Origin of the sequence: Arthrobacter sp. NQ4 (genome assembly GCF_029077345.1) — a bacterium.
Classification (GTDB): Bacteria; Actinomycetota; Actinomycetes; order Actinomycetales; family Micrococcaceae; genus Arthrobacter.
Map to the genome: position 1 here is coordinate 659,775 of NZ_JARETC010000001.1, position 22,238 is coordinate 682,012.

Annotated in this window: 20 protein-coding genes; 8 read left to right on the forward strand and 12 right to left on the reverse strand. The window is 67.8% G+C overall.

Features of this window, described 5'->3' with window-relative positions:
• The 9 genes from PUN51_RS03125 to PUN51_RS03165 form a co-directional block, all read right to left on the reverse strand.
• Complete coding sequence (locus tag PUN51_RS03125) at positions 1-966, reverse strand: alpha/beta fold hydrolase (RefSeq protein WP_275179880.1); 966 nt, start codon at positions 964-966, stop codon at positions 1-3.
• Positions 963-1,205 carry an acyl carrier protein gene (locus PUN51_RS03130; RefSeq protein WP_159633252.1) on the reverse strand — a complete coding sequence of 81 codons (243 nt, stop codon included), beginning with the start codon at positions 1,203-1,205 and terminating at the stop codon, positions 963-965. The genes PUN51_RS03125 and PUN51_RS03130 overlap by 4 nt, the downstream gene beginning before the upstream one ends.
• 42 nt (positions 1,206-1,247) lie before the next feature.
• Positions 1,248-2,696: a 2-oxo acid dehydrogenase subunit E2 gene (locus PUN51_RS03135; RefSeq protein WP_275179881.1), complete on the reverse strand. Its 1,449-nt coding sequence runs from the start codon at positions 2,694-2,696 to the stop codon at positions 1,248-1,250.
• Positions 2,689-3,669 carry an alpha-ketoacid dehydrogenase subunit beta gene (locus tag PUN51_RS03140; protein ID WP_275179882.1) on the reverse strand — a complete coding sequence of 327 codons (981 nt, stop codon included), beginning with the start codon at positions 3,667-3,669 and terminating at the stop codon, positions 2,689-2,691. The genes PUN51_RS03135 and PUN51_RS03140 overlap by 8 nt, the downstream gene beginning before the upstream one ends.
• The gene (gene pdhA, locus PUN51_RS03145; RefSeq protein ID WP_275179883.1) at positions 3,666-4,727 is read right to left on the reverse strand and encodes a pyruvate dehydrogenase (acetyl-transferring) E1 component subunit alpha; all 1,062 of its coding nucleotides are present in this window, start codon (positions 4,725-4,727) and stop codon (positions 3,666-3,668) included. The genes PUN51_RS03140 and pdhA overlap by 4 nt, the downstream gene beginning before the upstream one ends.
• The gene (gene acsA / locus PUN51_RS03150) at positions 4,724-6,559 is read right to left on the reverse strand and encodes an acetate--CoA ligase (protein ID WP_275179884.1); all 1,836 of its coding nucleotides are present in this window, start codon (positions 6,557-6,559) and stop codon (positions 4,724-4,726) included. The genes pdhA and acsA overlap by 4 nt, the downstream gene beginning before the upstream one ends.
• A gap of 276 nt (positions 6,560-6,835) precedes the next feature.
• Positions 6,836-8,176 (reverse strand): phosphoribosyltransferase family protein, encoded by a 1,341-nt coding sequence (locus tag PUN51_RS03155; RefSeq protein WP_275179885.1) that lies wholly within the window; start codon positions 8,174-8,176, stop codon positions 6,836-6,838.
• Between the two features lie 5 nt (positions 8,177-8,181).
• The gene (locus tag PUN51_RS03160) at positions 8,182-8,529 is read right to left on the reverse strand and encodes a CU044_2847 family protein (protein WP_159633274.1); all 348 of its coding nucleotides are present in this window, start codon (positions 8,527-8,529) and stop codon (positions 8,182-8,184) included.
• A 15-nt stretch (positions 8,530-8,544) separates the two neighbouring features.
• Positions 8,545-8,901 carry an SPW repeat domain-containing protein gene (locus tag PUN51_RS03165; RefSeq protein ID WP_159633277.1) on the reverse strand — a complete coding sequence of 119 codons (357 nt, stop codon included), beginning with the start codon at positions 8,899-8,901 and terminating at the stop codon, positions 8,545-8,547.
• A gap of 265 nt (positions 8,902-9,166) precedes the next feature.
• On the opposite strand from PUN51_RS03165, the gene PUN51_RS03170 reads away from it, so the two are divergent.
• Positions 9,167-10,393, forward strand: a complete 1,227-nt coding sequence (locus PUN51_RS03170) for an alkaline phosphatase family protein (RefSeq protein ID WP_275179886.1) — start codon at positions 9,167-9,169, stop codon at positions 10,391-10,393.
• A gap of 1 nt (position 10,394) precedes the next feature.
• Positions 10,395-12,119 (forward strand): alkaline phosphatase family protein, encoded by a 1,725-nt coding sequence (locus PUN51_RS03175; RefSeq protein ID WP_275179887.1) that lies wholly within the window; start codon positions 10,395-10,397, stop codon positions 12,117-12,119.
• A 28-nt stretch (positions 12,120-12,147) separates the two neighbouring features.
• Here the strand turns inward: PUN51_RS03175 and PUN51_RS03180 are convergent, their stop codons facing one another.
• Together PUN51_RS03180 and PUN51_RS03185 are read right to left on the reverse strand one after the other, a co-directional pair.
• On the reverse strand, positions 12,148-13,656 hold the full coding sequence (locus PUN51_RS03180) for an FAD-binding oxidoreductase (protein ID WP_275179888.1): 1,509 nt from the start codon (positions 13,654-13,656) through the stop codon (positions 12,148-12,150).
• 149 nt (positions 13,657-13,805) lie between these two features.
• Positions 13,806-14,951 (reverse strand): carboxylate-amine ligase, encoded by a 1,146-nt coding sequence (locus PUN51_RS03185; RefSeq protein ID WP_374114914.1) that lies wholly within the window; start codon positions 14,949-14,951, stop codon positions 13,806-13,808.
• 306 nt (positions 14,952-15,257) lie between these two features.
• Between PUN51_RS03185 and PUN51_RS03190 the strand changes: the two genes are divergently transcribed.
• On the forward strand, positions 15,258-15,515 hold the full coding sequence (locus tag PUN51_RS03190; protein ID WP_224026932.1) for a hypothetical protein: 258 nt from the start codon (positions 15,258-15,260) through the stop codon (positions 15,513-15,515).
• Positions 15,516-15,618: 103 nt separating this feature from the next.
• Positions 15,619-15,750, forward strand: coding sequence for a hypothetical protein (locus PUN51_RS03195; RefSeq protein ID WP_275179890.1), 132 nt, complete (start codon positions 15,619-15,621; stop codon positions 15,748-15,750).
• Positions 15,751-15,777: 27 nt separating this feature from the next.
• Here PUN51_RS03195 and PUN51_RS03200 read toward each other — a convergent pair whose 3' ends face one another.
• Positions 15,778-17,139: a phenylacetate--CoA ligase family protein gene (locus PUN51_RS03200; RefSeq protein ID WP_275179891.1), complete on the reverse strand. Its 1,362-nt coding sequence runs from the start codon at positions 17,137-17,139 to the stop codon at positions 15,778-15,780.
• Positions 17,140-17,440: 301 nt separating this feature from the next.
• On the opposite strand from PUN51_RS03200, the gene PUN51_RS03205 reads away from it, so the two are divergent.
• From PUN51_RS03205 to PUN51_RS03220, 4 genes are all read left to right on the forward strand, one after another.
• Positions 17,441-18,163: a VIT1/CCC1 transporter family protein gene (locus tag PUN51_RS03205; RefSeq protein ID WP_275179892.1), complete on the forward strand. Its 723-nt coding sequence runs from the start codon at positions 17,441-17,443 to the stop codon at positions 18,161-18,163.
• Positions 18,164-18,352: 189 nt separating this feature from the next.
• On the forward strand, positions 18,353-19,210 hold the full coding sequence (gene ctaC / locus PUN51_RS03210; protein ID WP_275179975.1) for an aa3-type cytochrome oxidase subunit II: 858 nt from the start codon (positions 18,353-18,355) through the stop codon (positions 19,208-19,210).
• A 35-nt stretch (positions 19,211-19,245) separates the two neighbouring features.
• Entirely contained in the window at positions 19,246-20,979 is a 1,734-nt protein-coding gene (ctaD, locus tag PUN51_RS03215; protein ID WP_275179976.1) for an aa3-type cytochrome oxidase subunit I, read from the forward strand.
• A 203-nt stretch (positions 20,980-21,182) separates the two neighbouring features.
• A complete protein-coding gene (locus tag PUN51_RS03220; RefSeq protein ID WP_224026934.1) occupies positions 21,183-22,238 on the forward strand; it encodes an iron ABC transporter substrate-binding protein in 1,056 nt (351 codons plus the stop codon).

Below are 22,238 nucleotides of genomic sequence, written 5' to 3' on the forward strand. Positions count from 1 at the left end.
TCAGCCGGCCGGGGCAATGAACTGCCGGATCTCCGCCGCCATCCGGGTGGACTGCGTCCAGTGCAGGTAGTGGCCGCCTTCAAGGGGCAGGACCCGGTGCCGGGTGACGTTCCTGAGGAGGTCCTCCGCGGCGGCGGCCTTCGTGGCTGCCCGGCCGTCCTTTTCGTCCGCGATGAACGCCAGGACGGGCAGGTCGGCGGGATAGGTGACTCCGCGGAGGGCTGCCGCGTTGTTGCCGATGCGGGCTGTTTCATCGGCCACCGCGGCATTGCCCACGTTCCACAGCATCATGGTGCGCATCCGCTTCAGCTCTTCCTCCGAATAGGCGTTGCCGTCCGGATCGAACAGACCCGGTGCCACCGCGGCTACGTCGCGGACCAGCCCGGTGGCAGCCACCACCTTGACCCAGTTGATGCCGGGCTGCGCCTCCTCCACCGGGTGGTCGCCCGGCTTGGGAATGGTGGCGTCGATGCCCACCACCGCTGAAACCTCCGGGCGGTACCGGTTGGCGTAGTCCAGCAGGTAGAACCCGGCGATGGAGTGGCCGGCCAGGATGTAGGGCTGCCGGACCTGGAGCTTTGACAGGACCTCATGGAGCTCGTTGCTGATGTGCTCGTTGGTGCGGGCGCTGGCTTCCATGTCGCTGTAGCCATAGCCGAACCCTTCCACCACCATCACGTCGAAGCCGCTGAGTTCGCGGATCAGCGGGGCGAAGTCCAGGCCGGGTGCGGCGGTGCCCAGTCCGCTGAGCAGGATGATCGGCGGACCCTGGTTCGCGTTTCCGTTGCGGACCACGTTCAGCGAGCCCCCGGCCACCGCGATCCGCTCCCCGTAGGCGGGGGTGGTGGCCTTCTCCTGCGCCTCCAGGGCTGCGTTGGCCACCGCCGAGGCCAGGACCAGCCCCAGGACAACCAGCGCCGCGATCCCCAGCCGGCGGAGCCAGCGCCGCTTCCGCCGCGGTGTCATCCGTGCCGGGCGACGTAGGTGGCCAGCCCGTCCACGGTGGCCACGGCCGGGTAGTCCGCCTCAGGGATGTCCACCCCCGTGGATTCCGCGATGACTTCCACCAGGCGGAGGAAGTCCAGGGAGTCCAGTTCCAGGTCCTGGCGCAGGCGGGCGCCGCCGTCCAGGTCGCCAGGCTCGACGTCGGGCGCTACTTTGCCGAGCGCTGCCTCCACTGCGTGGCGCGCGTCCTGTTCGTTCACGGCTCCTCCTTGAGTACGGGTCCAACAGTCAGGGTCCAACAGTCACAGGTCGCCGGGCTTCTGCAGCAGTTCGTCGATGCGGGCCAGGAACCGGCCGCCGCGCAGCCCGTCGCTCACCCGGTGGTCCGCGGACAGCGTGGCGATGGCCGCGTGCCGGATGCCCAGCATCCCGTTGTGTGCAAAGGGCTGCTCCAAAACCTTGCCGAAGCCCACCATGGCCACCTGCGGCGGGTAGATCACCCCGTACACGCTTTCGACGCCGAGATCGCCCAGGTTGGTCACCGTGAGGGTGGGGTCGGCCATCTCCGCGCGCTGCAGCCGGCCCGCCCGGGCCCGGCCCACCAGGTCGCGCAGCTGGTCCATGAGTTCGTCGAGCGTCAGGGTGTCGGCGTCGAGCAGGGCCGGGGCCACCAGTCCGCCGTGCCGCAACGCCACCGCCACGCCCAGGTGCACCGCGCCGCTGGGCTGGAAAGCGCCCCTGGTGAAGAACCCGTTCATGTCCGGCACCTCCTTGGCCGCGAGCGCGGTGGCCTTCAGCAGCAGGGCGGACGGCACCAGCCGGGAGGAGACCGGCCGCTGCTGGTTGGCGCTCTGCATCCACGCCATCGCGGCCGCCAGGTCCAGGGTGGTGGACAGGTAGTAGTGCGGGATCTCCTTCTTGGACCGGGACATCAGCGCGCCGATTGCCTGCCGCAGGGTTTCCGCTTTGCTGCCGGTGTCCTTCCGGCCGCGCCGTGGCGCTTCTTCCGCGGCTTTGTGCGGCGGTTCGGCAACTGGAGCTTCCGACGGCGGTGCTTCCGCCGGTTCCTCCGCCGCACGTTCGCTGGGTGGCCGCCCGCCGGGAATTTCCTCCTTGGGCGCCCGTTCCCGGGGAGGCACCGCGGCGAGCACGTCCTCCTCCGTCACGGCACCACCGGGACCGGTGCCCGCGATGGCCTGCAGGTCGACGCCCAGCTCCGCGGCCAGCCGTCGGGCCAGCGGCGAGGACCGCACCCGGTGGGCTGCGCCTTCTGCCGGCATGTGCGCAGCCGAAGCCGGAGCAGCCCCCGCGGCGGCGCCGGGCGCAGCGGAGGTGCCGGGCGCAGCGGCGGCGCGTTCGACGTCGGCCCGGGTCACCTCGCCGCCGGGGCCGCTCCCGCTGATGCGTCCGACGTCGACCCCCAGCGTGTGCGCCAGGTGCCGCACCGGGGGCGGGGCCTTGGTGCCCGGCTCCGGTTCCGGTGGCGGGACTTTCGCCGGCGGCGGGACCTCTGCCGGGGTGGCGGTGATCCTGGCGATGGGGGTGCCCACGTCCACGGTGTCGCCGATGTCCACCAGGAACTCGGCCACCACGCCTTCCTGGAACGACTCGATGTCCATGACGGTCTTGTCCGTGTCCACGGCCGCCACGAGGTCGCCCTTGTGGACGTAGTCCCCGGGTTTAACCAGCCACTCCACCACCTTGCCGTGCTCCATGTCCGCGCCCAGGGACGGCATCCGGAACTCATCCACCGGCGCCCACGGCCCTTCGTGCGGCGGCCATGACCCGTTCCACCGACGGCAGCGCCGCCTGCTCCAGGTGCTTGGCGTAGGGGACGGGGACCTCCAGGCTGCACACCCGCTCCACGGGGGCGTCCAGGTCGAAAAAGGCCTGTTCACAGATCCGGGCCGCGATCTCGGCGGAGATGCTGCCGCTGCGCCAGCCCTCGTCCACCACCACGGCCCGGTGCGTCCTGGCCACGCTGTCCATGATGGTGTGGGCGTCCAGGGGGCGCAGGGTGCGCAGGTCGATGACATCGGCGTCGATGCCCTCCCCGTCCAGCTGTTGCGCGGCCTCCAGCACCAGGGGCAGTGTTCCGCCGTAGGTGATGAGCGTGATGGCGTCCCCTTCGCGCAGGACCGCTGCCTTGTCGATGCCCACGGCGCCGGCATCGTCGTCGAGCTCCCCCGCGACGTTGTACAGCGAGCCGTGCTCGAAGATCAGCACCGGGTCCGGATCCTGCAGCGCGGTCCACAGCATCCCGCGCGCGTCCGCCAGCGTGGCCGGGGCCAGGATGCGCAGCCCCGGGATGTGCGCGTACCAGCCTTCCAGGCTGTGGGAGTGCTGCGCCCCCAGCTGGCGGCCGGCGCCGGTGGTCATCCGGATGACGATGGGCACGTTGAACTGGCCGCCGGACATGTGCAGCAGGGTGGCGGCGTTGTTGATGATCTGGTCCAGCGCCAGCAGGCTGAAGTTGACGGTCATGATTTCGACGACGGGCCGCATCCCGCCCAGCGCCGCGCCGATCCCCGTGCCCACGAACCCGGACTCGGAGAGGGGTGTGTCGCGGATCCGGTCAGGCCCGAACTCCTCCAGCAGGCCCAGGCTCACGGCGAAGCTGCCGCCGTACCGGCCCACGTCCTCGCCCATGAGGAACACCCGTTCGTCGCGCGTCATGGCATCGCGGAGGGCCGCGCGCATGGCTTCCCGGTACGTGGTTTTCATCCTGCAGCCCCGCCTTTCCCTGCTGTCGTGCCCTGCTCCTCCGGACCCCCGCCGCCTGCGCTGCCGTCGTCCGGCCGGTCGCTGTAGACGAACCGGCTGAGCTCGGACACCGGCTCCGGCGTTCCGTTCTCGGCAAATCCGACGGCGGTGCTGATCTCCGCGTCCACGTCCGCCTGCAGCGCGGCCCACTCTTTGTCCGGGAGCTGGCCCGCCGCCTGCATGGCGGACTGCAGCAGGCTGATGGGGTCCCGTTCCATCCACCGGGCCACCTCGGATTTTTCCCGGTACAGCTCGGGATCGAACATGGAGTGGGCGCGGAACCGGTACGTGCGCAGCTCCAGGAAGTGCGGGCCGCCGCCGGACCGCACGGCGTCCACGGCACGCCGGGCGGCCTCCTCGACGGCGAGCACGTCCATGCCGTCCACCGCCCACGCCGAGATCTCGTAGCCGGCGGCTTTGAGGGCGATGTCCGTCTGGGATTCGGAGCGGCCCAGCGCGGTGCCCATGGCGTAGAGGTTGTTTTCGCAGCAGAACAGCACCGGCAGCTGCCACAGCGCGGCCAGGTTCATGCTTTCGTGGAATTCGCCTTCGGCCACGGCGCCTTCGCCGAAGAAGCAGACGGTCACCCGTTGGCGCCCGGCCATCCGGTCCGCGAGGGCCAGGCCGACGGCGAGTGGCAGCCCGCCGGCCACGATCGCGTTTCCGCCGTAGAAGCGGGTGGCGGCATCGAAGAGGTGCATGGACCCGCCCCGGCCCCGGCAGCAGCCCTCCGCATGGCCGTACATTTCGGCGAGGATGGCCCCGGCGGAGACGCCGCGCAGCAGGGCGTGCCCGTGTTCGCGGTAGGTGGCCACCACGGCGTCCTCCGGTTCCAGGGCTTCCATCACCCCTGCCGCCACGGCCTCCTCGCCGATATAGATGTGCAGGAAGCCGCGGATCTTGGCGGCACTGTAGAGCTCGATACATTTTTCCTCGAGCCTGCGTACCCGCAGCATTTGCCGCAGCAGGTGCACGGCGTGCTCCGCATCCGGTATGCCCCGGCTCCTCAGCGTGGTCATGGCTGGTCCTTCAGAGGTACGGCAGGCCCTGCCGGGGATTCAAGCGTTGAGGTATCGCCTTCCGGCAGCCCGAGCTCGCGGGATTTCAGGAGCCGGCGCAGGATCTTGCCGCTGCGCGTCTTGGGCAGGGTGGTGGTGAAGTCCAGCAGCCGGGGTGCCACGGCGGCGCCCAGCCGTTTCCGCGCGAAGCCGATGATCTCCAGCTGGAGCTCCTCCGTGGGCTCGTTGCCGGATTTGAGTTCCACGAAGGCCTTGACCACCTCGCCGGCCACGGGGTCCGGCACGCCGATCACGCCGGCTTCGGCCACGGCCGGGTGCTCCATGAGGCAGCTTTCCACCTCGAAGGGGCCGATCAGGTGGCCTGAGGACTTGATGACGTCGTCGCCGCGGCCCACGAACCAGAAGTAGCCGTCGCCGTCGCGCTTTGCCAGGTCGCCGGTGAGGTACCAGCCGCCGGCAAAGCAGCGCCGGTAGCGCTCCTCCTCGTTGAGGTAGCCGCGGAACATGGACGGCCACCCGGGGCGCAGCGCCAGCTCGCCCATGGTGTCCGGCCCGGTGACCAGGACTGCCTGGCCGTCTTTGACGATGGGTTTGCCGTCGGCGTCGCGGGCCACCAGGGCCGCCTCGATGCCGGGCAGCGGCCGGCCCATGGAGCCGGGCCGGATGTTCATGGCCGGGTAGTTGGCGATCATGATCCCGCCGGTTTCGGTCTGCCACCAGTTGTCGTGCACGGGCAGGCCCAGGACGTCCTGGCCCCACACCACGGCCTCCGGGTTCAGCGGCTCCCCCACGCTGGCGATGAAGCGCAGCGCTGACAGGTCATGGCCCGCGGCCCGCCCGGCGCCGGCCTTCATGAGCATCCGCAGCGCCGTGGGCGCGGTGTACCAGACGGTGACGTGCTGCTCGGCGAGGATCCGGTACCAGCGGTCGGCGTCCAGTTCCTCCTCGTCCACGATGGCGGTGACGCCGTGCACCAGCGGGGCGATAATGCCGTAGGACGTGCCGGTCACCCAGCCCGGATCGGCGGTGCACCAGTAGATGTCGTCCGGGTGCAGGTCCAGCGCGAAGCGGCCGGTGGCGTAGTGGGCGGCGACGGCGTCGTGGACGTGGATGGCGCCCTTGGGCGTGCCGGTGGTGCCGCTGGTGAAGTGCAGCAGGGCCATGTCCTCGGGCTGGGTGTCTGCGATCTCCCCGATGGGGTCAGCCTGGGCCAGGAGTTCGGCCAGGTCCAGGGTTTCCGGTTCGGGGCTGCCGTCGGCGTCCACCAGCAGGACGTGGCGGAGGTCGGGCAGGGAGTCCCGGACCGGCGCCACCTTCCTGCGGTACAGCGCCCGGGTGGTCAGCAGTACCCGGCCGGCCCCGAGGTGCAGCCGCTGCCGGACCGGCTCGGGGCCGAAGGCTGAAAAGAGCGGGCAGAAGACGCTGCCGTTTTTGAAGGTGCCCAGCACGGCGGTGTACAGCGCGGGGCTGCGGCCCAGGAGCGAAAAGACCCGGTCGCCGCGCCCCACCCCCAGGCCCTGCAGCACCGCCGCGAACCTGCCGGACCCGTCCGCAAGGCCGCCGTAGGTCAGGGAGCGGGTGCTGCCGTCGGCCATTACGAACCGCAGGGCCTCCTTGGCGCCGCGGCCTTCCGCCACGTGCCGGTCCACGGCCTCGTAGGCGATGTTCAGGCCCCGGCCTCCGGGCAGCCCGGCCAGCGCCTGCCGTGCCTGGTCCCAGCTGAAGTCCCGCCGGGCGGCATCGTAATCCAACAGGTTGGGCCGGACCGGGAAGGCGGCCACGTCCTTGGTGATGGCAGGCCAGCGCGTGGCACCCTCAACTCCGGCGGTCATGGTGCTCCTCTGGTCCATCATGTTCCTTTGGTTGGGGCTAGAACCACGTGGGCTCGGTCTCGAACTCGGGTTCCCCGGCTGGTATTCGTGGTGCAGCGGCCGCAGCGCCTCGGTCCGCGGATGCCAGAAGAGGGCGTCGTAGCGGTCCCCCATCCGGGTGGGCACGTCGTCGGGCGTGGCCAGGGGTGGGCCAGGCCGCGGATCTGGGCGGCTTCCGCCGCGCGTTCCGCCCCCGTTCCTCCCAGCGGCCGGTGCCGGTGTTGCCGGTGGAAGCGTTCATTCCCTGGCCTCCGGCGCGTGCCGCCCCACCGGGGAGGGCAGGAGGTAGTGCCGGAACCAGTCCGCGGCGAGGGTGGCCGCCATGGCAAGGGTGCCGGGTTCCTCGAAGAGGTGTGTGGCGCCCGGGACGATCTCCAGCCGGGTGGGTGCCTGCAGGAGCGCCATGGCCTGCCGGTTGAGGGCCAGCACCTGGGTGTCGGCGCCGCCAACAATCAGGAGGGTGGGGGCTTTTACGGCGGCGAGGCGGGGTCCGGCCAGGTCCGGCCTGCCGCCGCGGGAGACGACGGCGGCAACCTGGGCGCCGGGTTCGGCCGCGGCCCACAGTGCGGCGGCCGCGCCGGTGCTGGCGCCGAAGTAGCCGATCCGGCCGGCGGAGCCATCGTGCCGCGCCTCCAGCCAGTGGGTGGCGGAGGACAGGCGGCGGGCCAGCAGCGCGATGTCGAACACGTTGGCCCGGTTGACCTCCTCCTCGGGCGTTAGCAGGTCAAGGAGCAGCGTGCCCAGGCCGGCGCCGTGCAGCACCGAGGCGACGAAGCGGTTGCGGGGGCTGTGCCTGCTGCTGCCGCTGCCGTGGGCAAAGAGGACCGTGCCGTCGCACCGGGCCGGCAGGTAGAGGCTGCCGCGCAGGACCGCCCTTCCGTCGGGGATTTCGACGTCGTCCTCCAGGCTGCCGTCTCCCCGGTAGCCGTCGCCGTGGTGTGCCGGGGCGGCAGCGGCGTCCAGCAGCTGCACCACCTCGCTGTCCTCGGTGGGTGAGAAGTCCCGGTAGTAGTAGCCCACGGCCTGGAAGTCCTGGGGCGAAAGGAGGCAGACGACGTCGTCCGGTTCCTTGAGCTCCACAATGGCGCGGGCGGGGGCAACGGGAACGGCAAGGATGACCCTGGCAGCGCCGAGATGCCGGGCCACCTGGCAGGCCGCGCGGGCGGTGGAACCGGTGGCGATGCCGTCGTCGACAATGACCACCGTGCGTCCGGCAAGGTCGATCCGCCGGCGCCCCTGCCGGAACCTGGCCACCCTGCTTTCTAGCAGGGCGCGTTCGCGGCGCTCCACCTGCTGCAGGTCTTCCTGGGAGACGCGGGCCATGGAGATGGTGCGCGGATCAAGGACGCGGACTTTGCCCTCCCCGATGGCCCCCATGGCCACCTCGGGCTGGAACGGAACCCCCAGTTTCCGCACCACGATCACGTCCAGCGGCGCTTCGAGGGCTTTGGCTACCTCGAATGCCACGGGGACGCCGCCCCTGGGCAGGCCCAGCACCACGACGTCCCGGCCGCGCAGGGAGGCCAGCCGCTTGCCCAGCCGCCGCCCGGCGTCGGACCTGTCATGAAACGAAGCCATCGCCGTCACCCGTTGTGTGTGATTTCTTCCCCGGGCAGCGCGGCCACCGCGGGGTTCCATGTCATCCGGAGGACGAAATGGGCGTCGGAACTGCTCTTGGCAATCACCGCCCCTGCGTCCCCCGCGAGCTTCACGCCGAACTCGATCTGGATCTGTTCGGGGGTGAGTTCCGCCATGGCCTCCAGTGCTGCGCGGGCAGCGGGGCGGACGCTGGCAAGTGCATCTTCCAGGCGCCTGCCCGTGTCCAGGATCCCTTGTTCGTTGCGCGCGGGATGATCCACGCCGTAGCTGTTGTCCGCAGCCTCAACGAGCACGGTTCCGGATCCCACTTCGTAGCGCAGCACTTCGGTCATGGCGGATTCCACCTGCTAATGCGAGACGCGGTAGGTGTGGCGGAGGTCGGTGCTGGGCTTAATGGCCACTGCCGTTACCACCAGTGCCACCGCCCCTGCGATCCATGACGTCCAGGCTGCGCCCGTTGCGCCCGTGTATGTCCCGAGCCATGGCGAGAGGACCAGTCCTGCGGCGAGGACGGCCTGCACGTATTCCATGGCCGGAGTTCCCGGCATGGCCAGGTTGATAATGCCGCTGACCACCAGGAGCCCGCCGAAGACGAGCATCAGGGTGGTGGACATGTTTAGCTGCCGCGTGAACAGGACCGCCACCGCGGTGAAGAGTCCGGCGGCGACCGCTACATAGTCCTGCCACCGATACCACTTTTTCACTGAACTTTCCTTTCTGATGTGGGCGGGACGCGTTGTGCGTTTCCAGCCCGCGGGCCTCAGCTTCCCGCGATTTAAGTCAACGCCTGCCGGTCATCCGCTTGTAGGGCAGAAAGACCTAGGGCGGCCCGGCACCTGCCGGTGCACCTGCGCGCACCCCGATTCCCTGCCAACTCACAGCAATTGCCCGTGCAAAACGCGGTTACGGTGTGCAAGAGTGGCGGCAGCGCTGGGGCGCAAGGTGAAGAACAGACCGCGGAGGCCGCCCGTGAACCGAAGATCAGCCCGTCCCTCCGCTCCCCTGCGGCCTCCTTCGCCCGCGCTGCTGCCCGTGCTGGCGCTGGTCCTGTCCGCGCTGGTGGCATGCCAGGCGCCCACTCCGGCACCGGCTCCGCAGACTGCCACTCCATCCGGCGGCGCCACCCCGTCATCCAATACGTCGGCACCACCGAGTGCGTCGGCAGCACCCACGGCAGGCGCAGACTCCACGGCACAGCCGGGGGACGCGGCCAAGCCCGCCGGAACGCCCCGGCACATCTTCGTGATCAACCTGGAAAACAAGGGGTACGGCACTACCTGGGGCGACAATTCCCCCGCGCCGTACCTGTCCGGAACGCTCCGGAAGAAGGGCGTGCTGCTGAAGAACTACTACGGGATCGCCCACAACTCGCTGCCCAACTACCTGGCCCAGATCTCCGGACAACGGCCCAACGACAGCACGGAACTGGACTGCCACACTTACACCGAGTTCAACGCCACCGGCACTGATCCGGACGGGACGCTGCAGGGCGACGGCTGCGTCTACCCGGAGGACACCCAAACCGTGGCCGGGCAGCTGGCCGCGCAGGGCAAGACGTGGAAGGGCTACATGGAGGACATGCAGCAGCCGTGCGAGCACCCGGTCCTGGGCGAGGCGGACAACCACATCAAGGCCACGCCGGAGGAGCTTTACTCCACCCACCACAACCCCTTCATGTACTTCCGCTCCATCACGTCGTCCCCGGACTGCGCCAAAAACGTGGTCAACTTTTCCGCGCTCAAGGACGACCTGAAATCCGTGGACACCACCCCCAACCTGGCCTACATCACGCCCAACCTGTGCCACGACGGGCATGACGGCACCTGCGCCGACGGCTCTGACGGCGGCCTGGGGACAGCGGACGACTGGCTCAAGAAGCAGGTCCCGGCCATCCTGGCGTCACCGGCGTACAAGCAGGACGGCATGCTGGTGATCACCTTCGACGAGGCCGAGGGCGACACCACCGGCCCCTCCGAAGGCGACCCGGGAGTCCCCGCCGGGGGGACGGCCGGAGGACGGGTGGGGGCCTTGGTCCTCTCCCCGTTCGCGGCTGCGGGCACCTCCTCGGACCGGCCCTACAACCACTACAGCCTGCTGGCCACCATCGAGGACCTCTTCCATCTCCCGCGCCTGGGGCTGGCCGGTGATCCCGGCGTCAGGACGTTCGGGGACGACGTCTACCGGAAGGAATCCTAAGGTGGCGCTTTCAGGAAGCGGACGACGCCGGGCCGTGCTGGCAGGTGCCGCGGCGGTGGCTTTGGTGATCGTCGCCGTCGTCCTTTCCCTGGCGTTGCGCGGCGGCCCACCGTCCGCAGACCCGCCGGCGTCGGACGCGCCCGCAACAGCCGCGCCCACCGCCGGCGCCCCGGCCACCGCGGCTGCGGTACCGGGAACTGCTGCCGCCGACCCCAACGGAATCGGCAAGATCAAGCACGTAGTGATCATCACCCAGGAGAACAGGTCCTTCGACAGCTACTTCGGGACGTACCCCGGGGCCGACGGGATTCCCATGAAGGACGGCAAGCCCGCGGTGTGCGTTCCGGATCCCGCCGAGGGTGGCTGCGTAAGGCCCTTCTACAACTCGGCCGACAGCAACGCCGGCGGCCCGCACAGCCACGCCGATGCCACCGCCGACATCAACGGCGGGGCGATGGACGGGTTCGTGGCGCAGGCGGAGAAGGGCCTGTCCGGCTGCGGCGCCGCCAGCACCAAGTGCCAGTACAGCACCACCATGCCCACCGATGTGATGGGCTACCACGACGGACGGGACCTGCCCAACTACTGGGCCTATGCGCAGAACTTCACGCTGGAGGACCACCTGTTCGCCTCCGCCGCCTCCTGGAGCCTGCCGGCGCACCTGTACCTGGTCTCGGAATGGTCGGCCAAATGCACCAAGGCCGGGGACCCGTCGTCGTGTGTAAATGCCCTGCAGGACCCGGACCCCGAACCGGAGCCGCAGATCATCAAGGACACGCTGATCGGCAAGTGCCAGGCCGGGATGGACCTGGATCCTTGCCGCGAGGCCCTGGAAGCTGCCGGCATCGACCCGGGCCTCGCTGCCCAGATTGACCAGCTCATCGGCACCAGCTGCAAGGCCACCGATTCCTACGCCGTCTGCCAGGCGGCGGTGGATGCCGCCCCCATGTCCGATGACCTGAAGAAGAAGCTCACCGAGGCGGCCAAGAAACTGGAACTGCCGGACTACGCCTGGACCGACCTGACGTTCCTGCTGCACAAGCACAACGTCCCGTGGGCCTACTACGTGTTCAACGGCACCGAACCGGACTGCCGCAATGACGCCGCCACCTGCGATCCGGTGAAGCAGGACGCCAAGACCCCCGGCCTGTGGAATCCGCTGCTGTACTTCGACACGGTCAAGGAGGACGGCGAGCAGGGCAACATCAAGCCGCTCAGCGGTTTCTACGATGCCGCCAGAAAGGGGACGCTGCCGGCAGTCACCTGGGTGGCGCCCACGGACAAAGTCAGCGAACACGCGCCTGCGAAGATCAGCACCGGGCAGGCCTACGTTGCCGGGCTCATCAACGCCGTGATGAGCGGCCCTGACTGGGACAGCACCGCCATCTTCCTCAACTGGGACGACTGGGGCGGCTTCTATGACCACGAAAACCCGCCGGTGGTGGACAACAACGGCTATGGGCTGCGCGTCCCGGGCCTGGTGATCAGCCCCTATGCGAAGAAGGGATTCATCGACCACCAGGTCCTCAGCCAGGACGCCTACTTCAAGTTCATCGAGGACGATTTCCTGGGCGGCGAGCGCATCGATCCCGCCACGGACGGCAGGCCGGACGCCCGCCCTGATGTCCGCGAGAACAACCCCCAGCTGGGCGACCTGGCACAGTCCTTCGACTTCACCCAGGCGCCGCTGCCGCCGCTCATCCTGCCCAACGCCACTACGTACTGACGCCGGGCCTCGCCAGGACGCGGCCGGGTTACGTGGCAGCCCCCTCTGCGGGATTTGCCGTGCGCGGCGCGGTTTCAGGTTGCCGCGCTTCCTCCGGTACTGCTTCAGCCTGGAGCACGGCCGGGCGCTCTGCCGGAACGGCGGCGGCCGCGGTGCCGGCGGGGGCGGGCTTGATGTTCTGGTTGACATGGAAGAAGTTGTCGGGGTCGTACTTTGCCTTGAGTACGGCAAGCCGCGCGTAGTTCGAGCCGAGCGTGTCCTCGATCCTGGCCTGGTCATCTGCGTCCTGGAAGTTAAGGTAGCCGCCGGGCTCCGAGAATTCGTGGAGCGCGGTCCAGTACTCCCGGACCCAGGCGATGTTCCTGTCGTTCTCGGACGGATCGGGCCACTGCGCCGCAATAACAGGCGCGAAGTCCACGTCACGGTAGGCGAAGGCGGTGGCCTCGGGAGCTACGCGCCTCACGGCGCCGTCGATCGGATAGAAATGGTTGGCGGAGTGGACGCTGGGAATGCCAGGAGCATATGCGACGGCGGTGCGGAGCGCGTCATCGCTGAGGGTGCGGAGGAAATCGGCCTTCCAGTAGCCCTGCAGCCCGGGGACGCCGCTGAGGCCGTCGAACATGATGTTCAGTGCCGGGTACGGCATCGGGGCGAAGAAGCTTCCCAGCACCTGCCCGGCGTCAAGCATTGCCTGCCAGTGCGCGGGGCCGGCGTCAAGGTCGCCGGTCCACATTCCTGCGATCACCGCAACGGGCTTCCCATGCCATTCCTCGGGAAGGAACGGCACCGGAGGACCTTGGTGGAATCCCAGGAAGGCGCCCATTTCGTCCGGTTCGGCAGCAATCCACTCGCGGTAGGCCGCCCCAACTTCGGCTCCGGTCGCTGCATCGAAGAACATGATTCCCACATGGACCATGTCCACGGGGTGCAGGCGGAACTCCATCGACGTGACCACGCCGAAGTTGCCGCTGCCGCCGCGGAGCGCCCAGAACAGGTCGACGTTTTCGGCTTCGCTGGCAGTGACGAAGGTTCCGTCAGCAAGGACGACGTCGGCGGAAACGAGGTTGTCGCAGGACAACCCGTACTTGCGGGACAGGTACCCGATGCCGCCGCCGAGGGTCAGGCCGGCGACGCCGGTTGAGCCGATGATGCCCCCTGTGCTTGCCAGCCCGAATGCATGCGTGGCGTGGTTGTAGTCTGCCCACGTTGCGCCGGGTTCCACCCGGGCCAGCCGCGCCGCGGGGTCAACGCGCACTCCCCGGCGGGCCGAGAAGTCGAGGACCAGGCCGTCGTCGACCGTTCCGAATCCTGGCGCACTGTGCCCGCCGCCGCGTACGGCAACTTCAATTCCCAGACCACGGGCGAAGCGTACGGCCGCCAGAACGTCCGCGACCTGGGACACCTGGAGGACCGCTGCGGGACGACGGTCGATCATCCCGTTGTAAACATGGCGTGCGGCCTCGTACTCGGCGTCGCCGTCTTCGATAACCTGCCCGCGGACCTGTTCGCGGAGCACGTCGAAACGATCGCTACCCATCACAACTCCATTTTTTGCGTCGGAGACCAGGGGCAGCCGGCTCCATCCAAGGCCCAGCGGGGGCCAGCATGATGATGCTTTCGGTATACGCCCAGGCCTGGAAGGGGTCAAGAGCGCTCCGGCCGGGGAGATCGTCGGCGGTAAGGGCGCTAGGGCGTGGCGATCGTGCAGTCCGCCGCGTCCTCCACCACGCGCTCCAGGTCACCGGTGCGGTGCAGGACCTCCATCTGCCGCATGGCGCCGGTGCCGTCGGCCAGCAGCCTGTCCATCAGTTCCTCCACCCGCTGCAGGTCACCCGTGTCCTCCAGCGCCCGCCGGATGTGGTGCAGCAGTGAATTCACGACGGCGAGCGCGGGCGCCGGGCGGTGCGTTTGGGGATCCAGCAGCTCACCCCGCAGGCCCCACCGACTTGCCTTCCAGCCTGCCAGCCTCAGCAGGGCCGACGGGACGGATACGGGGTCGGTCCCCTCCCGCCATTCCCTGGCAGCGGTTTCCACCAGGCCCCGGGCTATTCCCGCCAGCAACACCGTGTTTTCCGGGCGCAGGCAGACGTCTGCCACGCGGATCTCCACCGTGGGATAGTGCCGGGAGAGCCGGGCATCGAAGTAGACCATACCCTCGTCCATGGCGACGCCGGTGCTCACCATGTCATGGACCAGTTGGTGGTAGGCGTCCGGGGTGCGCAGGAGTTCCAGCGGCCCGGCGGACGGCCAGCGGTTCCACACCTGGGAGCGGTAGCTGGCGTAGCCGCTGTCCTCGCCGTGCCAGAACGGGGAATTGGCGCTCAGCGCCACGAGCACCGGCAGCCAGTTCCGCATCCGGTCCAGCACGGCCACGGCTTCCTCCGGCGACTCCACCGAGACGTGGATGTGGCAGCCGCAGGTGAGCTGCTCCCTGGCGGTCAGCCCGTACTCCTCCATCATGGCCCGGAACCTGCGCAGCTGCACCGGATGGGGATCGGCCGGAAGCGGGGAGGTTCCCAGCGCTGCCACCCTGACGCCCACGTCCTCGGCCGCCTGCTGGGCAAGGGCGCGGCCGGCCACGATGTCCTGCTCGAGTTTTGCCAGGGTGGCGTGCGGCGGGCTCACCACCTCGATCATTTCCTGCTGGAACTCGGCCGTCAGTACCGGCCCGGACGCGGCCTCCAGCGGACGGACGTAAAGGTCCAGGAGGGCGCCTGCCATCGGGACGGCTTCCCCCGATGCGGGGTCCACCAGGAGCAACTCCTCTTCGATGCCGAACGTCCGCCTGCCTGCGCCCGCGCCGCCGGTGCCGTCATTGCCGTAGGTGTCCATCGCCGTCGTCCCCTGTCCCCTGCGTCGTTGCAAGTTCCTTCCCGGAGCATGGCAGCGTGACCGCCCCGTTCACCAGGACGTCCATGCCCGCCATACGCCGTCGGAAGGAAACAATAATAAGCACCCTTATCAATAAGGGGGAAGGGGTGCCGCCGGGGTCTCCGCTGTACTTCAGACCTACCCCCGGGTAAATTTGGACTGTGACGGGCGCCATACCCGTCCTCCCGGGCCCTTCTGCAAAGGCCCAGCGGGAGCAGCTGCTGTAGCCCAACGGCAGCGCCTTATGCAAGAGCGAAAGAGCCAAGCATGTCGGCCTCGCATTTCCAGCAGTTCCTTGATGAAGCAACCACGCCCGATCCCTCCGGCGATTCCCCCCTTGGCCCCGATTGCCTTTACGGCCTCTATGTCAGCTGGGCGGCGCTGCACGGCCTGAGCCCCAAGCCGGACCAGGCATTCCGCGCCGGGATGCTGCGCTGCGGCGTGGACGTCCGGAACTCCCGGCTCAGGATGACCGGCCCTGCCGCGGCCGACTACATCCTCAGCAGCTACCCGGCCGTCGCGTAATGGGCGGTACTCGGGAAGCCGGCGCAAGGACGTGTGCGACGTGTTGGTCCACGACGGTCACTACGTCCACTGTGGGCAGGTGATGACGGCCAGCGGAGCCGAAATGCGCAGTATCCACGGCACCTACGGACAGGTCCCGGAAGTCCTGGGCGTCTACCTGGCCACCAGGGTGCTGCGTTGTGCCTGCGGCTTCCAGATCGAGATCCCGGACCAGGAAAGCCCCGCCCCGGACTGATGACCTCCCCGACCGGCCTTGGCCGGGTCAGGGTGATCTCCGCAGTGCCCGGACAAAGGGCGCTTTGCCCAACGGTGTGCGTTCGAGCTGGTCCACCGCCTGGACGTCCACGGAAAGGCCGGCCACGCCTGCTGCCTCGAGTGCTGCCGCCACTTCCGTGCGCACTCCCTCGAGGGAGGCTCCGGGGATCAGGCGCGTGACCAGGACGCGCAGTCCGTAGGCTTCCTGGAGCACCTGCCATCCCGAGGCTGCCACGTCGTCGAGCACCAGGTGGAAGACGTTTGGGTGGATGCTGACGGTGCCTGTCCTGCCCGGCAGCCGGAGGACGTCCTCAAGGCGTCCTGCAATGTCCTCGAGCAGTTGGAAGGACCGGCCGCAAGGGCAGCCGCGACCGTCCAGCCTGATGGTGTCCGACATTTCGTAGCGGATCAGCGGCAGGGTGCGGGAGAACAGCACGGTCACCAGCAGCTTCGCCCCGGTGGTTCCCGGCGGCACCGGGTTGCCTGCGGGGTCCACCGGTTCCACGATGACCAGGTCCTCGTACACGTGGCGGTTCCGGTAGGTGCAGGGGGAAGCGATCCCGGCTGTTTCGGTGGCGGCATAGACATCGAACGGGGCGGTTCCCCACGCCGCCTGCATCTCGGCCGCAGCCTGGGCGGTAAGCACTTCGGAGGCAGACATGATGCCTTGCGGTGCAATATGCAGCCGCCCCTCCCGCTGCTCGGCCGCCAGCGGCCCCAGGGCTGAGGCGTATCCCACCAGCACCCTGGGCTGGAACCGGTTGAGCGCGGCCACCGTCTCCTCCATGGGTGCCATGACGTCCAGGCGGAGCGTGGGGACCAGCCGGGATCGGACAGAGGCACCCACGACGGCGGACTGGTGGCTGGGCGCCCGGGAGCTCACCAGCGCCGTCTTCAGTGGGCGGCGCGGGTTGGGTGCGATTCCGGCCCAGTCGTTGGCCCGGGCGTAGGATGCCAGGATCGAGGCCCACTCGGCGCGGTTCCAGGCGAATATCCCCCGCCTCCCAGTGGTCCCGGCCGTGGCGGCAACCCACCAGCGCCCCCTGAACGGCCGGCCGGGATCACCACCGCTTGCGGTGAGGGCACGCACGTGGTCCTCAAGGTCGGCGAGGCTTAGGTCCGGGGTGGTTATCGCTTCGTCAAAGTGCTCCATGAGGTCCGCTTTGGTGACGGACGGCAGTTCCTGCAAGGGTGCGTCGTGCAGGCCCGCGTGCCGGTGCCGGTAGAACTCCGAGCCGGCATAGGTTGCCGCGCGCAGCCGGTGCAGCGCCTGTTCCTGGTGGGCGGCGATCCGGGCTGGATCCCACCCGTCCCTCCGGCGCCATGCCGCCCGCAGGGACAGCACCTGCGAGAGGAGGCGGACGTTCATGGCAGGCCGCCGCATCGAAGCACGGCCGGCCCGGCGGGCGGCGGACAGTTGCATTCGCCCTCGTCGAACTCCCCGTGGCCCGTGTTGTCGTCCCAATACATCATGGCCCTGCCCCTTCCGGCCTTGAAGTCGCAACACTCCCAGTGTTGATCTTCCGCGGCCCGCCCCTGCAGCGTCAGGGTCATAGGTCCCCGCACATCGGCGAACCAGGGACGCACCTCCGACGTGCCTCTTCAAGCCTTTCGGTAAGGGGATGCAAACCTTCGTGGCGCAGGGCGCGTGGCAGTGTTTTACTGCCAGCATGTCTGAAACCCTCAAGGTCCACCGCAATGAGCCCCACGACAGCAGCGTGGCCGCACGCCTGAACTGGCTGCGGGCCGGTGTACTGGGCGCGAACGACGGCATCGTCTCCGTCGCGGCAACCGTGGTGGGCGTCGCGGGCGTGACCAACGACCTGGCGCCCATCCTGGTGGCGGGCACCGCCGCTGTAGTGGGCGGTGCCGTGTCCATGGCCCTGGGCGAATACGTTTCGGTGAGCAGCCAGAGTGACAGCCAACGTGCGCTGATTGAGAAGGAGCGCCAGGAGCTCCGGGACGATCCGGAAGGCGAACTGGACGAACTTGCCCACATCTACCAGGCGAAGGGCCTCAGCGAAGCCACCGCCAGGACTGTTGCCGAAGAGTTGACGGCAAAGGACGCCCTGAAGGCGCACCTGTCCGCCGAGCTGAACATCGACGAAGAAGAAGTGGTCAGCCCCTGGCACGCCGCCTTCGCCTCCGCGATCGCATTCACGGTCGGCGCCATCCTGCCCATGCTGGCCATCATTTTCCCGCCGGAGGAAGCCCGGATCCCAGTCACATTTGTTGCGGTCATCCTCGCGTTGGCCCTCACCGGGACCGTCAGCGCCAAGATCGGCGGAAGCTCCAAGCGCAAGGCCACCATCAGGCTGGTGGTGGGCGGGGCACTGGCGATGGCGTTCACCTTCGCGGTGGGCAGCCTGCTGGGCACCACCGGGATCGCCTAGCAGCCCGTCGCTCCGCCTGTCCCACCGTAAGTCCGTACGGCCGCAAAACCCCTTCACATCAGCAACCTCCGCGCGTAGGGTGAACCACACAGCCGCTGGTCCTTTGGGGCCTGCGGTGGGCTCATGCAGTTGGGCTTCGGGAGCATGCCGGAGGGACCACAGGTGGGTAAAAGACCATTGAAGAACCGCATGCGGCGCTTCGCGGCACTGGCCGCGGGCCTTCTGGCCCTGCCCGCGCTGACCTCCTGCTCCGACCTGGTTTCCCGCGGTTTCCTCCCCGGCGCCCGTGACACCACCAACAACACGGAACTGATCACCGACCTGTGGGTCAACTCCTGGATCGCTGCATTGGTGGTTGGCATCATCACCTGGGGGCTGATGATCTGGGTCATCGTGGCGTACCGGCGCAGGAAGAACACCGTCGGATTTCCGCCGCAACTAAGCTACAACCTCCCCCTTGAAGTCTTCTACCTGGCCATTCCACTTATCGTCATCGGGGTCCTGTTCGTCTTCACGGACCGGGAGCAGCGGGCCATCGACGAGCGCTACCCCAACCCGGACGTTGTGATCGACGTCTTCGGCAAACAGTGGTCTTGGGATTTCAACTACGTCAAGGAGCAGGTCCACGAGGACGCCGGACAGCAGGCCCACCTGACCGGTGACTATGGCGCGCCGGACCGGCTGCCCACGCTCTACCTTCCCGTCGGCAAGAAAGTGGAGCTGCATCTCCAGTCCCGCGACGTGCAGCATTCGTTCTGGGTGGTGGATTTCCTCCAGAAGCGCGACCTCTACCCGGGCCACGAACAGTACAACCCGTACATCAGCATCACCCCCAACCGCATCGGCGAATACATGGGCAAGTGCGCCGAACTGTGCGGCGAGTACCACTCCGAGATGCTCTTCAAGGTCCGGGTGGTCAGCCAGCAGGACTATGACAGCCACATCGCCGATCTGAAGGCGAAGGGAAACACCGGCAACCTGGGCACGGACTTCGACAGGGAGCCGATATCAGCCCCTGCACCGCAGGCGATGGAACCAGCACAGTAAAGGACGGCACTGTAATGACCACCACAGGCCAAAGAATGGGCGGAACCGCGGCCACGGCTGCGCCGGCAGTGGTCAGGCGCCCCAAAGGTGCCCTTGTGGTCAACTGGATCACCTCCACTGACCACAAGACCATCGGCTACATGTACCTGATCTCGTCCTTCGTGTTCTTCTGCGCGGGCGGTGTCATGGCGCTGCTCATCCGCGCGGAACTGTTCGAGCCAGGCATGCAGATCCTGCAGACCAAGGAGCAGTACAACCAGCTGTTCACCATGCACGGCACCATCATGCTGCTGATGTTCGCCACCCCGCTGTTCGCCGGCTTCGCCAACGTGATCATGCCGCTGCAGATCGGGGCGCCGGACGTGGCGTTCCCCCGCCTGAACGCGCTGGCGTTCTGGTTCTTCCTCTTCGGCTCCACCATCGCCGTGTCCGGCTTCATCACCCCGCAGGGCGCTGCATCCTTCGGCTGGTTCGCCTACGCACCCTTGTCCAACACCACGTTCACCCCGGGCATCGGCGGTGACCTGTGGGTCTTCGGCCTGGCGCTGTCGGGCTTCGGCACCATCCTGGGCTCGGTCAACTTCATCACCACCATCATCTGCATGCGCGCCCCCGGCCTCACCATGTGGCGGATGCCGATCTTCACCTGGAACACGCTGGTCACGGCCATCCTGGTGCTGATGGCGTTCCCGCCGCTGGCCGCCGCCCTGTTCGCCCTGGGCGCGGACCGGAAGTTCGGTGCCCACATCTTTGATCCCTCCAACGGCGGCGCCATCCTTTGGCAGCACCTGTTCTGGTTCTTCGGACACCCCGAGGTGTACATCATCGCGCTGCCGTTCTTCGGGATCGTCTCGGAGATCTTCCCGGTGTTCAGCCGCAAGCCCCTGTTCGGCTACAAGGGCATCGTGTACGCCACCATCGCCATCGCGGCCCTCTCGGTGACGGTGTGGGCCCACCACATGTACGTCACGGGCGCGGTGTTCCTGCCGTTCTTCGCGTTCATGACCATGCTCATCGCAGTGCCCACCGGCGTGAAGTTCTTCAACTGGATCGGCACCATGTGGGGCGGCTCCCTGACCTTCGAGACGCCCATGCTGTGGAGCATGGGATTCCTGGCCACGTTCCTCTTCGGCGGCCTCACGGGCATCATCCTGGCCTCACCGCCCATGGACTTCCACGTCTCGGACTCCTACTTCGTGGTGGCGCACTTCCACTACGTGGTGTTCGGCACCGTGGTGTTCGCCATGTTCGCCGGGTTCTATTTCTGGTGGCCCAAGTTCACCGGCACCATGCTCAACGAGCGCCTGGGCAAGATCCACTTCTGGATGCTGTTCCTGGGCTTCCACGCCACGTTCCTGATCCAGCACTGGCTGGGCGTCCTGGGCATGCCCCGCCGGTACGCGGATTACATGCCGGAGGACAACTTCACCTTCATGAACCAGTTCTCCACCATTGGGTCCTACCTGCTGGGCGCGTCCCTCATCCCGTTCTTCTGGAACGTCTTCATCACCTGGCGGGCCGGGAAGAAGGTCACCGTGGACGATCCCTGGGGCTTTGGCGCGTCCCTTGAGTGGGCCACGTCCTGCCCGCCGCCGCGCCACAACTTCACCTCGCTCCCCCGCATCCGGTCCGAGCGCCCCGCCCTGGACCTGCACCATCCCGAGCTGAGCATCCGGCTCCATCCCTCAGAGGACGCACCGGCGGAGAGCATCCTGGGGGCGGCCGATATCGGGGAACGCGACGTCCACGATCCCAACCCGAACAAATAGCGGGGCCTCTGCCGCAGCCGGCAGAAGCTCGATAATTACGTCACGTAGTGTTTTCGTAATTGATGTGAACCTCGTCACTTAAAGCGCTTTCCGGCTTGGTGCTTAGGTTTGCCTACCCTACAGTTTCCTGACATAGGCAACATTCGTGTTGCCTAATAGGACTTAGGTTCAGCAGACTTTTTTCCCCACCGAAAGCAGCCTCAATGAAGATCCGCAACAGCGCGCTGGCCGGCATCGCACTCGCCGCCACCGCAGCTCTCGGCCTGACCGCCTGCGGCGGCGGCACTCCTGCCGGCGGCACCTCGTCGTCCGCGTCCAACGGCGCCGCCTCCGGCGAGATCACCGTGTACAACGCCCAGCACGAAAGCCTCACCAAGGAGTGGGTGGATGCCTTCACGGCGGAAACCGGCATCAAGGTGACCATGCGCCAGGGCTCGGACACTGAGCTCTCCAACCAGATCATTCAGGAAGGCCAGGCGTCCCCCGCGGATGTGTTCCTCACGGAAAACTCCCCCGCGATGACGCAGGTTGAGAACGCCGGCCTGTTCGCGGACGTCAACAAGGACACCCTGGCCCAGGTTCCCGCCGAGTTCGCACCGTCCACCGGCAAATGGACGGGCATCGCCGCCCGCTCCACCGTCCTGGTGTACAACAAGACCAAGCTCACCGAGGACCAGCTCCCCAAGTCCATGCTTGACCTGGCCAAGCCTGAATGGAAGGGCAAGTGGGCCGCATCCCCCACGGGCGCAGACTTCCAGGCCATCGTTTCAGCGCTGCTGGAGCTGAAGGGCGAGTCCGCCACCGAGGAGTGGCTGAAGGGCATGAAGGAAAACTCCAAGGCCTACAAGGGCAACAGCACGGCCATGAAGGCGGTCAACGCCGGTGAAGTGGACGCCGCCCTGATCTACCACTACTACTACTACGGCGACCAGGCCAAGACGGGCGAGAACTCCAACAATGTCACCCCGTACTACTTCAAGAACCAGGACCCGGGCGCGTTCCTGTCCGTCTCCGGCGGCGGCGTGCTCAAGTCCTCCAAGAACGCTGCCGCTGCGCAGGAGTTCCTGAAGTTCATCACCGGCAAGAAGGGCCAGGAAGTCCTCAAGAACGGTACGTCCTTCGAGTACGCCATCGGCTCCGACGTTCCCGCCAACGACAAGCTGGTTCCGATCAAGGACCTGCAGGCTCCCAAGGTTGACGCCGCCAAGCTCAACTCCGAAAAGGTCACCGATCTGATGACCCAGGCAGGACTACTGTAA